This window comes from Holospora undulata HU1 (genome assembly GCF_000388175.3).
Classification (GTDB): domain Bacteria; phylum Pseudomonadota; class Alphaproteobacteria; order Holosporales; family Holosporaceae; genus Holospora; species Holospora undulata_A.
The window spans coordinates 1-13,456 of sequence record NZ_ARPM03000118.1 but is presented as its reverse complement, the minus strand read 5'-3'; the positions used below and the strand labels follow the sequence as shown (position 1 = coordinate 13,456).

Annotated in this window: 7 protein-coding genes, 1 tRNA gene, 1 other RNA gene and 1 pseudogene; 6 read left to right on the top strand and 4 right to left on the bottom strand. The window is 35.7% G+C overall.

Annotated elements, in window-relative coordinates; all coding sequences use genetic code 11:
- Window positions 1-320: 320 nt before the first annotated feature.
- Window positions 321-411, top strand: a tRNA-Ser gene (locus tag K737_RS02745).
- A gap of 267 nt (window positions 412-678) precedes the next feature.
- Here the strand turns inward: K737_RS02745 and K737_RS11070 are convergent.
- Window positions 679-777 (bottom strand): IS630 transposase-related protein, encoded by a 99-nt coding sequence (locus K737_RS11070; RefSeq protein ID WP_075260330.1) that lies wholly within the window; start codon window positions 775-777, stop codon window positions 679-681.
- A gap of 570 nt (window positions 778-1,347) precedes the next feature.
- Between K737_RS11070 and K737_RS10515 the strand changes: the two genes are divergently transcribed.
- Window positions 1,348-1,536, top strand: a complete 189-nt coding sequence (locus tag K737_RS10515) for a hypothetical protein (RefSeq protein WP_006297868.1) — start codon at window positions 1,348-1,350, stop codon at window positions 1,534-1,536.
- A 1,326-nt stretch (window positions 1,537-2,862) separates the two neighbouring features.
- Here the strand turns inward: K737_RS10515 and bamA are convergent.
- On the bottom strand, window positions 2,863-5,463 hold the full coding sequence (gene bamA / locus K737_RS02730) for an outer membrane protein assembly factor BamA (RefSeq protein WP_024161396.1): 2,601 nt from the start codon (window positions 5,461-5,463) through the stop codon (window positions 2,863-2,865).
- Window positions 5,464-6,390: 927 nt separating this feature from the next.
- Window positions 6,391-8,202 carry a hypothetical protein gene (locus tag K737_RS06810; RefSeq protein WP_023491980.1) on the bottom strand — a complete coding sequence of 604 codons (1,812 nt, stop codon included), beginning with the start codon at window positions 8,200-8,202 and terminating at the stop codon, window positions 6,391-6,393.
- Window positions 8,203-8,344: 142 nt separating this feature from the next.
- On the opposite strand from K737_RS06810, the gene K737_RS02720 reads away from it, so the two are divergent.
- From K737_RS02720 to K737_RS11930, 4 genes and pseudogenes are all read left to right on the top strand, one after another.
- Window positions 8,345-9,763: a PD40 domain-containing protein gene (locus K737_RS02720; protein ID WP_006296218.1), complete on the top strand. Its 1,419-nt coding sequence runs from the start codon at window positions 8,345-8,347 to the stop codon at window positions 9,761-9,763.
- Between the two features lie 52 nt (window positions 9,764-9,815).
- Window positions 9,816-11,474, top strand: coding sequence for a M24 family metallopeptidase (locus K737_RS06805; RefSeq protein ID WP_006296217.1), 1,659 nt, complete (start codon window positions 9,816-9,818; stop codon window positions 11,472-11,474).
- 263 nt (window positions 11,475-11,737) lie between these two features.
- Window positions 11,738-11,926, top strand: a complete 189-nt coding sequence (locus tag K737_RS11935) for an IS630 transposase-related protein (protein WP_006296216.1) — start codon at window positions 11,738-11,740, stop codon at window positions 11,924-11,926.
- A 325-nt stretch (window positions 11,927-12,251) separates the two neighbouring features.
- Window positions 12,252-12,521 (top strand): annotated as a pseudogene (locus tag K737_RS11930) (transposase); the annotation flags it as partial.
- 227 nt (window positions 12,522-12,748) lie between these two features.
- Here the strand turns inward: K737_RS11930 and rnpB are convergent.
- An RNA gene (gene rnpB, locus K737_RS06815) (RNase P RNA component class A) lies at window positions 12,749-13,112 on the bottom strand.
- Between the last annotated feature and the right edge of the window lie 344 nt (window positions 13,113-13,456).

Sequence of the window (13,456 nt, the reverse complement as noted above, 5' to 3'; positions counted from 1 at the left end):
AAACTTCCTTACTCCTATCTTCTACGCGTCGGTTCTTTTCTTTCCGATGCTGCGTTCTTAACGCAACACGATCTTCTTCTGTCAGAAGTCTTTGCATAAGAAAAATTATTAAACTTGTAAACAATTTCATTCAGCATGAGTGTATATTACGATTGTTTGATTAAACAAATGCAAACGTTTAGCGCTTAAACACTAAGAAGCATACTTAAAAATATAAATTTTGCAATGAATGAATCTACGCAGAACAACTGTTATGCAGAAAACTTAACAAAAAAGGGTTGACTTTTTTGTTTTTTTTTGTCACCATAAAGGAAGAGTTTGGAGAGATGGCCGAGTGGTTGAAGGCGCACGATTGGAAATCGTGTATACGTTAATAGCGTATCGAGGGTTCGAATCCCTCTTTCTCCGCCAGATTTTTTATAGAGAACTTTTCTCACCGTCATTACGAACGCAGTGAAGCAATCCAGGAACCCCAGTATTTTCGAGCTTTCCAAGGTTGTTTTCGTTTACCGTGAGACCCGTATCTCACTTTCTCCAATTTCACCATTTTACCCCCAAAATCTCCATTTTTACCCTCTCCTTCTCCGATTTTTTGATCGATTATTTATACTAACTTCACTTTTATTTGTTTGCTTCCACGCACGAAAAATATTTTTTTTAAGGTATAGCCTAATCTTTTTAACCAGTAACTGAGTGTACCCCAAATTCTTGAGCAGCTTTTTTCAAGGTCATATCTTGGGTTTCTTTGACTTGCTTTTCAAGCTTTTCTAAGTCAATCTTTTTTTCTGAGCCACCAAGCTTCTTAGGAAAATACCTGCCTTCTTATCTGTATTTTCTATGCCAATTTTCTATACCAACTTCCTATCGCTGATATACTTGTTTTAAATAGGTGCGATGCTTCAATATACCTGCCCCCTCATCTAAATATTTTATTCCCCTTTGTCTTAAATCGTTGCTGTAGCTCTTTGTCATTTTCCTTTTATTTTAACAAAAAAATCATACCTAATTCAACCTAAATTACTATAATTTCAAAATGTTCTCAAAAATCAAAAAAATTAAAGAATTATACCAGTACAAAAAGCCAATTTAAGCACACAATATTCGGTTTTCCCGAAATATAGCTAAAACATCATAAAAAGAACATGACTATGGGGCTGGATAGAGTTATAATTAAATAATAAATTATATAATTAAATTTATGAAATATTCATTAGATTTTCTAAAAAAAGTATTAAAAATAAAGCGCGGGGTATCATTTGAAAAAGTAGCCGCTAGATTTTGCATATCTAAATCAGCAGTAGCAAGATGGAGCAAAACTCTTGAAGGAGTCAACAAAAGGAATAAACCATGGACAAAATTAGACAAAGAGATATAGAAGAATTTCCAGACAGGTGCTACGAAAGGGCTAAGAGGTTAGAAGTCAGCACTTCTGGTATAAGATATGCAAAACAACGTTTAGGAGAGACATATAAAAAAACTCTTAATCACCCGATCCAGAGAAAAAGTCTACGTTTTGCCAAAAAATTGAAGAATTGAAAAAGGAAGATAAGCAGATAGGTTACAGTGTAGTGATGAACGTGGTTTTGCTCATGATATGCCAAGAACGCATGGGTACTCTGGCTCTCATGACTGGGGAAGAACAAATCCCATAGGCGCTTTAATTGGTAAAGCTATAATTGAAATTGGGTTGATATCTGGCGTACAAAGGGGGGTACATTTTGGATGCAGCAGATTTTATTACTAAACCTTCCAAAAGAAAGCGGTAGTGTTATGGATAATGCCGCTTTCCATAAGGGAAAGATCTGCAAAAGATGCGAGAAGATGCCATAGTTTGCTTTACTTGCCTTCATATTCCCCTGATCTCAATCCTATTAAGAAAAAACGGGTCCAAGCCACACTTATAAGAAGAACATTAACTTGTTCAATTGATCACTTATTTCAATTCCATTTTTCGTAATCTTTTTATACTGATTTAGCTATAATAAGAAGCTCTCCCATTTAAGACTGCACCAATTACGTTGGTTTCTGTCCTTTGTCCCCAATCATGAGTTCTTGGTATGTCATTAAAAAATCTGCTTTCATTAATAAAAATAATAGAACAGTCTAGCCGACTCGTATTCTTTCGAAAATGCAGATCGTTTTTCTGCGTCTATTTTTGGATAATTCAAGGAGTTTTTATAGGTAACTCTTAATTTTCTAAGAACATACAATCCTATTTGCACTGACATTTAGACGTTTTGCTCACTCATATGGGCACGAAACCTGGAAAACCCTGAGTATCTTATAGAAGGTTGATTTCTGGTTTATTGGGGCTCTATTTTTTACTCTACTTACAACAAAATTAATGCCAACTTGAAATCGTTCAGAAACTTATGAAAATTTAAGCTTTTCTTAGGTTTTAATGGAAAGAATTCTTAAGTAAAAATCTAATAAAATAGTTCATAACTTAAATACTAGGAAAAAGTTAACTTATTACAGCTGTTTTATGTGGCGTGTGCGAGATCTGTATTTTCTTACCCCTTGATCTCGAATTAGCATATACTCAAAGGTTTGGTAACACTTCATTGCTTTTTTCACAAACCTCAACATCATGAGACTTAATAAGTTTAATATAATATTGAGAATTTTTCCCTTGATAGAACCTATACCTTCTGTCTTCATCATACGACATTTCTTGTACTGCCTGTTTTTCTCCCTAAGTTTAGTAAAAATTTATTTTCTTACAAACTGAATGCTTTGGAGTTCGCTACTACTACTTTTTGCGAAAAAAAGCTCCACTTATCTTTTATCTCCCCCCCCTTTACAAGGCGAATTTAGATCAATACCATTTCCAAAAAGACTGAACGCAAAAAACTTTTTGTTTTAGAACGACTGGCCCCACACAAACAAGAAAGTTTGTGTCTGATCCCACCTTTGAAGCTGAAAAGGTTTTGAAAATAAAAATCCAATATTACCTACCATAGGCAACATCCACATCAAGCCAACTCCATAAGAAGCACGATTTTGAAAGCCTTGACTTAAGATATATGCGTAATTATCTCGTTTTCCAAAAATTGAATTCCACAAAGAACCTGTATAAGCAAACGCTACAGCTTTCAAAGGTGTTTCTTTAGGAATTCCCAAAAAATCTAATCCCCAATAAAGTTTTACCGAAGCGGTGTAATAGCACTTTGCAAACAATGCATCTCCTGTACGCTCGTCTCTTGGACCTAAGCCTGAGAAACGAAATCCTGGAAACGAAAATAATCCCAAAGTAAATTGATCTGAAAAACGCATATATCCCATTCTGTTAATAAAGCCGCCTTGTACCTCAAATTTCAAAAGAAATGTTTTTTCATCATTAAGGGGAATATAATGACTGGCCATAACGATATTTTTTAAACACTTGATTTCTCCCCCCACACCATGAAATATTGTACTCCATTGAACTCCTGTCCCGCTGACGTATTCTCCATTTTCAACGTTGGCCCTTGCGTAATCCAACTTGTGCTCTAAAGAAGCGTTTAGTACATTATACCTTTTCCACATATTCTCAAGGATGTACGGAGACATGTAAGGAGAAAAATGGCTAATATGATCTGCGTGCACACTGTACCCCCAAGACTGAGAAAGCCTTGAAGATAAAGGGTACCGCGCATAGACATCTCCTCCCCCTGCACTTTGCTTGTATGCCCCTTGTCCTGAAAAATTTCCTTTTGTCGTACTACGAAAACGATTGTAAAATAGTGCTCCACCCAACGTCAGATTACGACCGAAACAAAACGGATTAGCAACACCAACACGAAAATCCATACCGTGCTGAGCAACCATACAATTCAAGTTTCCGTATAGCGCACGTCCTAACAAGTTTCGCTCTTCCAACCCAATTTGTCCAATTATTCCATCTTGCGTACTGTATCCACCAGAAAATTTTACGTCTCCCGTTCCTTTTTCTTTAACCTCCACAACAACGTCTTGAATATTAGGATGACCGGTAGAGATAGGCTTTACTTCTACAGACTCAAAAAAATCCATATTTTCTAAAAGTTCTTTGGAATTATTAACCTTGTTAACACTCAAAGGATCTCCTTCAGAAAGTTTTAAAATACGTCGAAAAACCTCATCGTTGGTTGCGTAGTTTCCTTTCATAAAAATCTTACCAACGTATACTATTGGAGCTTTTCGAGCCACAAAACACAAAGAAACCTCTTTTTTTTGTTCATCTTTATCAATGACAGGACGCACCTCTATAAAAGGTAATCCCCGTTTTTCAAGCTCTTGTGCCATACGAATAGATACCCTTTCTGGCATTTCTGCATCAAAAATGTCTCCTTTTCCCAAGGTGATATGAGATTCCAATCCTTTTAAGTCTAAATCCTTAATTTCACTTTTTATTTTCACACTAGAAATACAATACTGATGACCTTCATGAACGCAAAAAGTAATGTAAAAATGCTCTCTGTTTTTTGCTAACTGTGTATGCGCTGTAACTCTAGCATCAAGATATCCGTTCTTGTAATAGTGCTTACGAAGCAAATCACAATCGTACTCCACTCGAGCTTTATCGTAACACTCAGCAGGGTCCCCTAAGATACGCCACCAACGACTTTCCAAACTAGTAATAACGTTTTTTAAAGTGCGATCACTAAAATTCGGAGATTTAGAATCAATCAAAAAACGAATTTTTTTATTGTAACTTTGATTTCCCTCTTGAATCCTAAAAATAATGTTTACACGATTTTGCTTTAAACGCTGAATAAAAGGATGTACTTTTACTGCGTAATACCCTTTGTTACTGTACAACTGAACAATACGCTTAACTTCGTTAGCGACAACTTCCTTAGAAAAAATGTCTCTAGGCTCTAACGTAGCGTCTTCCTTTAAATCTGATCGTGAAATCTGACTGTTTCCCTCAAAGCGTACCTCTGCTATAGAAGGATTTTCTTGAACTTTTACGAAAAGAATCTCTTTTTCTAAAGAAACAAAAACCTCTTTAAATAAACCACTATTAAAAAGATTTTTTACAAAAACATCCAATTCCTCTTGAGTGCAATAAGACTGGTCTGGAAGATGATCTAAAATTGCTTGACGATCTACGCGATGTATCCCCTCTACCTTGACTTCTTTTATAACCTTTTTTTCTTGAAGCGCCTTCCTTGAATCCATCTCGGAATCGATAGAAGATTCTCGAAGATCTTGAATCTTTTCCTCAGGCTTTACCGGCCGAAAAGGCTCTAATGCTTCAGGAACTACGCCATCGCCTTGGATACCGCTTCCCCCTTCAGCTTCTACTTTAGAAGGAATAGAAGAAGGACTGATCTCAGGATCGATCTTTTCACCAGTCTGGCTACTATCCTGATAAGACTCTAAGTGACCCTCTGCTGATTTTTCGGAATTCAAGCCTTTAAAAGCTTCCTGCCCTGATGAGGAAGAAAGATTAGCAGAATCTGTGGACCAAGCTTCCTGAATAAAACATAGTCCCAAAAGGAAAATAATAGGTAGAATCTTCAAAATCTAAAGCTAATAAAGCACGTCTTTCCGAGATTATGCAGCCACTTTGAGAAAAAAACAAGACTTTTTAAAAAAAAGATTCTAAAACAATTACGTTTTATGCACTTAGTTACAGCTCCTCAAAAAACGGTAACTTTTCAACCAATAAAAGAAAAACCTCTACTATGCGAGAGTATCCCATTAGCAACCTTAATTAGCAAAAGGGGTTTTGCCTTTTTTTTTATCTTTTTTTAACTGTTGCTTTTACGCATCGTTCATTTAAATCTATCACCAAAAAGTTTATAGTACTTCTAGCGATTTCCCCAACGTTTTGTAAATAACAATCAAAAATTCAAGGTATAAAAAAAGGAACTAAAATTTGAATAAAATTATTAGAAAAAGATTTCTATTTCGTAAAAACAAATACTCCTCATGAGAGGCGCCTCCCAGATAAAAGTCAGCCGGAAAGCAGGTTAATTTACGTTATTAATTATTAACTAAAAAGATCATGTTATCCCTTAAGTATCAATGAAAAACATATAAAAGAAAAAATTCATATTCAGATTATTTTGCACTCGATTTGCACTCGAAAATTAAAATAGTATATCTCAGATCACATAAAAAAATCATGGGAAAAACAGTACCAAGGGGCATCCATATCCTGAAATCTTTTGCATTAAAGCCGCGCCTGAATAAGACTTGTCCAATACCTTTTGTACTTTAAACAGATTTTATTTTTGACATGATAAAAGTTAATTTATCAGAAAATTTAACAATCCCCCCCCCACACATCGCCTTGTTATTTAATTAAAATAAATTTTTTTATAGATAAAATCTAATAGATCCTTTTAATTTAAAGAAAAATCCTTGTATTTTTTCAAAGAACTACGTGAAAATTCCTAACCAGAAGAATTCTGAATTCTATTTATAAAATAAAGATTTTCCCAATTCAAATCCCCACGACATAATATCCTTAAGATTCTTTGGAGCATCACGTAAAGTTTTATTAATAACAATTTCCACGTCTAATTTCTTGGACTGAAAATTAGTCGCCACAGAAAGATTGGACAAACCTGTTTTAATCCAAGAGCTAACAACCTTCACCGCTTCATATTTTCCACTAGACCAGTTCTGCGATCCTAAGTCTACCATTTTTTGAGCTGTCTGAAGCAAGGCGTTTTGCAAAAGTAAAACACTTTTTTGAAATTTTTTCAACGCAACTTCATTGTTAAACAATGCTTTGTACAAAAAATGAGCTTTGTCGGTCCACTTGCCTCCTTTTGTGAATTCTAATAAAACTCCTGGTAACGCAACTCCGACCTCTTTTATTGCTTCGCCAAGGTTTTGAAATGCCTGAATATATTCATTTGAATGTTCTCCACTATACTGCGTAGTTAAATGATGAATTAAAAATATTCCTATCAATGCATTCATAAAAACTTTAAAAAATTTTTCAAAAACATATCCGTCCACAATAGATTTGTAAACTTCTGGGGATTTTAATAAATTTTGAAAGACTTTTTCTTTAGTAAAGAGGCTTCTGCCCAGATCTGATACGACATTAACAAAAGAGTTTTGAGACATTTGAAATGCGTACAAAAATGTTCTAGCAATCGTATCCAGCGCCCCTAAAGATTGTGCTACGTTAACCATTGAAAGTAATGGATTGGAAGCATTCATAGCGTAGGAAGCAAGACTAGAAACTGCAGATCCGAAAAAAGCTCCAGGACCTCCTAGTGCTGCATTTATAGAAAGTTTTCCTCCTGTGCTTACTAAACTATTCAAATCAGAAACAGTGTTTTGAGCAACTTTTACGTACATCTTAAAAAGATTTAGAACATTTTCTGCTATTTTTCCTCCTCCGCTTAAATAACGATAGGAAGTATTTTGAGAAAAATTTTTTACAGGCTGAGGAACCCATTTTCTTAAATCAGGAAACGCGTAGAAACATTTTTTAGAAAATTCTTTTATTTTTTTCACTGCAATGTTTTCTTCAGAATAAGACTTTTTTGGATCAATGATTTGTATTTCTTCTTGAAATCTTACTTTTTTTTGGGAATCCGTTTTAGAATTCTCAGAACCTGGTACAGTTTCTTTTTCCAGAATTGCGTTATGTTCTGCAGAAGAAGACTTTTTTGGATCAATGATTTGCGCTTCTTCTTTTGGGAAATCTTTTATTATATGCTTAAAACCTAGATTTTCTTTTTTTTTTTCCCTTTTTCTATCCTCTTCTATCTTTAGAGCTTCTTCCCTTTTTCTATCCTCTTCTATCTTTAGAGCTTCTTCCTTTTTTCTATCCTCTTCTATCTTTAGAGCTTCTTCCCTTTTTCTATCCTCTTCTATCTTTAGAGCTTCTTCCTTTTTTCTATCCTCTTCTATCTTTAAAGCTTCTCCCTTTTTTCTATCCTCTTCTATCTTTAAAGCTTCTTCCTTTTTTCTATCCTCTTCTATCTTTAAAGCTTCTTCTTTTTTTCTATCCTCTTCTATCTTTAAAGCTTCTTCCTTTTTTCTATCCTCTTCTATCTTTATAGTCCCTTCTTTGAAAGATCTTTTTTCTAGTGATGAACTGGCATTAAAATCTTTTTGATACAGGCGTTTTTCAGAAGTTGAAAAGCTTCCTCTTCTTTTTTTTAAATAATTTTTTCGATGAGCGAACCTGCTGTATCCATTCAAATTTTCGCTTCCTGTTAAAAGTATTACGAAAATAAAAATTAATTTACTTTTATTATTCATCTTATGTTTGAAATTTTTGTTTATAGCATAAAATAAAATTATAAAAAATAAAACTACAAATAAAAAATGTACTGATTATAGAAATAAAAACTTATTTTTAATATAAAAAAATTATGAAAGTATTTGCATTTGAACAAAAAAAATGTTAAATATAGGGGTGTCTTTAAATATAAAAGAAATGTTAGTGAAGCAGTTGATTGTCTTAAATTCAAAAATACTTTGTTTATTAAGCTTGTTACACGTTGTTGGCGCAACAAAAGTCCAAAGCGCCCTAAATCTTAATGTTCGAAAAGGGATTAGTATCGTCATTCCAGTATGTATTTCCGGTCTAGGAAATGCATCCAACGTGCAAAAAATTATAGAAAATGATTTAAAACTTTCTGGTTTTTTTAGAATTTTACCTGTTATAGGGGAAAACTCTTCCTCTGAATCTGAAGAACACGTAGATACAGTAAGTTTACAAAGCTGGGCGCACATTCCAGGTTCTGTTTTTGTACAAGCTCAGCTTAAGGAAGAAGACGATCAGCAGGTGTGTCGATTAAGTTTTTTCAACACACTTACTAAGCGGTGCTTAGGAAAGCAGATAGTTCGCCAAAAAGGAAGCAACTCGCGGCTTTTTGCTCACCGTGTTGCCAATGCAATTTATAAGCAGTTTACTGGAGAACCGGGGTATTTTCATTCAGTTATCGCATACACCTATGAAACGCACAATTCAAGAGATTCAAAAAAAAATAAACAGTGTATTGCACTGGTAAGCGTTGACGGAAAAGAGTGCTCTTTTCTTACTTCCCCCAGCAAAACGGGAGCTCTTTTACCACATTGCGCTAGAAATCGTCCAATTGTAACCTATTTAATTGATCGAGGATACGGTCAACACAAGCAGATCGGTGTGATGAATTTTGTAGAAAAAACTGAGTTTCGTCTTCCATATCTTCGGAACTTCAACTCTACACGAATCTCTGCTGATGGTAACGAAGTTATTTTTTCTTGTTCAGGGGAAAATGGCGCTTCATTGTTTGGATATAATTTAAATTCTGGGAAAATTTATCCTTTAACTTATCCAAATAATTCTTACATAGATGTTTCTCCTAGTTATTCTCCTGATGGGAAAAGGATGGTGTTTGTATCAGATCGCTTTGGAGGAATTCCCAAGTTATTTGTAAGCGGTCTTCACTCTGGAAATTCTCCCACATGCATCAGCAAGGGAAGCGGAAGGTATTTTGCACCTGCTTGGTCTCCTTGTGGAAAGTGGATTGCCTTTGTAAAAAGAATGAATGGAAGACATTATTTGTGTGTCTCAGACTGTAATGGAGGACAAGAAAGAGCCATCGCTGAGTCTCTTGTTATTGACAGGCCCGCTTGGGGACCAAATAGTCGCTGTCTGGTTTATGCTGCTAAAAATGGAGATAATGCTCCCTATGTACTTCATATTGCCCATGCCTTTGGAAACCCCGCAGGAGGAGTGACCGTGCGACGTCTTTCAACTATTATCAATGGGGTGTCTCACAGTGCCAACCATCCTTCTTGGTACCCTTTAAGTCTTGAGGGACACAAAGAATAAGGCAAGATTAAATAGAGATCGGAACGAATGCTTTTTGAGTTTCTTCAGTACTATGCTATCACTAATTCGTAAAAAAATTTGTGCTTTAGGGGCAGATAGTGCTCTTATTTTTCACAGCAATCGTTTTTTTGAGACTCAACGTCCGGTTTCCCATGAGATATACACTCTTTGTGGTTTTACCGGGTCTTATGCAAAGCTTTGGGTCAGTCAAAATAGTATGTGTTTGTTTACAGATGATCGCTATCTGATACAGGCAGAAAAGGAATGTAAAAACCGCACCTCTGTGCACAATCTAAGTTCCTTACACGACTATATTCAAACCCATAGCAAGATTTTAGTAATAGATCTTTGGCAAATATCTAAAAAGCACGCAGAAAAGTTTAGTGCTGAATCCCTTCCTTGCAAAGTCGTTTTTGAGCAATTGCTTGCGTTTCCTTCAAATTTTCAGCAAACAGTTTTCCCTCTTCCTTTTCTTGGAAGATCCCCTCAATTGTGGAAATCGTGGTTCAAACACCCTGTTTTGATATGTAATTCTCAAGATTTATCTTTTTTGTGCCGTGTTGCAACAGAAAACATCTTTCTTCCAACGCTTCAAGGGTACGGTTTGGGATGGTGGGAAGAAGCGTGTAATGAAGTTCTTTGGTTGGTTGGCGTTGATTCCCCTGTAATAAAAAAAAAATCATTCCCTTCCTCTGTTACGATACTTCCGATGGAAGTTTGGAAAAGCACAGTTAAAAAAACATTTTCTAAAATTTACTATATTCCAGAAACGACTCCTTTGGGGCTTTTGCGTTGGTTTCCCCAGACGCACAAAATATCGTCTTGGGATCTTCCTAAAACCCGGTGCATTAAAACGAATGAAGAATTAGAAGCCACTCGCCAAGCACATATTTTTGAAGGCGTTGCTTTTACGCGATTTTTATATTGGCTAGAAACGCAGAAAATAGAAAGAACCTATACAGAATATTCCGCGGCTTTACAGCTGGAAGAATTTCGAAAAAAATCTGCATCGTATCAAGGCCCAAGTTTTCCAACAATATCCGCATCAGGTCCTTCAGGAGCTATGATTCATTACGTTCCAAAACCTCACGATCAAACTTATATCCAAAATGGCCCATATCTAATCGATGCAGGAGGGCAATACCATTGGGGAACAACAGATATGACTCGCTCAATGTGGCTAGGGCCAAATTCTCCAGATTCTTTGTATCAAGAAGATTACACTCAGGTTTTACAAGCTCACATTGATGTAGCCATGGCCATTTTCCCAAAAGGAACTTTTGGATCAGTGCTAGACACCTTAGCGCGTAATGTATTATGGAAGGCACATAAAGATTACGGCCATTCCACAGGACACGGGGTTGGGGTATTTTCCAACGTTCATGAAGGGCCTATTCAGCTAAGCTCTGGAAGTAAAATAGTTCTAGAGCCCAATATGATATGTTCTAATGAGCCAGGATACTATCGTCAAGGATTATGGGGAATTCGATTGGAAAATCTTTTTCACGTGAAAGAGGATCACCCAGGGTGGTTAAAATGGAATGTTTTGAGTCTTGCTCCTTTTCAACGGCGTCTTATTCAAAAAAATATATTAGGTCAAGAACGAATAGCCTGGTTGAATGCTTATCACGAACAAGTTTTTACCACACTTTGTCCTTACCTTTCAAAAAAGGAAAGCGCATGGCTTCAAATTGAAACATTTCCCCATTAGCACTAAGTGTGTTTGGTTAAAAGTGATTTGGTTAAAAATGTTTTTTAAGAAAACTACACTTAGATAGGCCGTGTCCTCAATTAAGCCGATTGTGATTACAGCGCCACCAATCAAAACACTTATTGCATTAATTCTTCCTTTAGCTTCCATTTAATGTATCAGCTTATAGACAGAAGTTTTCCAAAAAAGCTTGAAAGTTCGGAAAGAAAAACTATAGTATTTAGCTTGAAAGTGGGACAGAGTGGTGCTATTTTTAACAGAAAATGCCAAAGAAACAAAACAGCTTCGATCTAAGGGAGCAAGTAATAGAATATATTCAACTTGCTAACGATCAAAAAACGCCATCCAAAGTATTTAAAGTTAGTAAAAGCAGCGTAAGTAGGGGGTGGATAAGATACAAAAAAGAAGGGAGAATTGGGTCTACCCCACGGTTGGGAGTAAGAGTAAAATAGCCCCAGAAAAGCTAAGGCTTTACGTTCAAGCCAATAGAGATAAGAAATGAGCTGAGATAGCAAAGCTAGTTAACGCAAGTATTTGTTCTGTATACGGAAGGTTAAAAAAGCTAGGAGTTAGCTATAAAAAAAGCCTTTGCCTATCTAAAAGCACGCGAAAAAAAACGAAGTAACTATCAAGACGCTATAAAAGGCATAGCAACTGAAAGCCTTGTATATAGTGATAAAAGTGGTATAAAGCTAACGATTTGTAAAGATAGAGGATGGGGCGAAAAAAGTAAAAAACTGATAGGTAAAAAAAAGTGGTAAATATTACGCGCGAACAAATATTATAGCAATATTCGTGAATAATAAATCGATAGCTCCGATGATATTTAATAGATCTAGTACTACGAAGGTATTCGAAATGTGGGGGGAACATTTAATAAAAGAGCTCAAGCCAGGTCAGGGGGTAGTTATGGATACTGTTGCCTTTCACCGATCAAAGAAAACTAAAGATTTAATCGAATCTGTTGGGTGTGAGATAATTTTTTTGCTTCCATATTCCCCTGATCTAAATCCAATTGAAAAATTCTTGGCCAATATGAAACGATGAATTAAATGCCAAACTAATACATTTGACAAACTTTACGAGGCTATTTCCGCATTCTTCCAAATCTCATCTTCAGGCTAAATGACTATAAGCTTACAGAAGTTAAAAAAATAAGAAAAAATAAGCAAAGAGTTAAAAAAAGCAAAATAGACGCCAAAATATATTTGTTTCTTCTTTATTTCTTGCATATCCAATGTTACCTAAAGATAGTTTGTGCAATTTCACTACTAAAAAACGGAAAGACTATAAGCCGGGTTCTGTCTTGGCGATCATTTCTCTACGTAACTTTATTACCAAAGTACTTTAGCAGCCTACCCGAGTGATGTTGCTCAAAAACACAGCATCAAGTCTACACTTTATCACTCCTATTTGGCTTTGCTCCCAACGGGGTTTACCCTGCCATGTGGAATTACTTCCAATGCGGTGCGCTCTTACCGCACCATTTCACCCTTACCGCTTTATAAACGGCGGTATATTTTCTGTGGCACTTTCCCTCAAGTTACCTTGGCCGAGCGTTACTCGGCGTTGTGTTTTTGTGGAGCCCGGACTTTCCTCTTTAACATTACCTGTTACAGCGTTCGCCCATCTTTCCGATTTTCTTATTCTAGCAAAACATTCTCTACACTTCAACAGATTGCTCTAGAAACTAGAACCACTATAACAACAATACAAAATGGTTATTATATAGCTAATATCGGATAAAAAAGTCATGAAAACGAGTTGAGAATTGAGTTAGAGTATGAATCAAAAAAATAAAAACATGACATTCTCTGTTCAATTTCGTAAAAAAGTACTTAAGCTTCAATCAGAAGAAGAAAGCTATAGTATACTTTCCGAAAGATTTAGGATTTCACATACTCCCCCTCACTTTTTTTCAGGTAGTTTAAAAAATCTCTGAAATCAAAGAATAAGAGTTTATCTTTGATCCACCTGAGCCT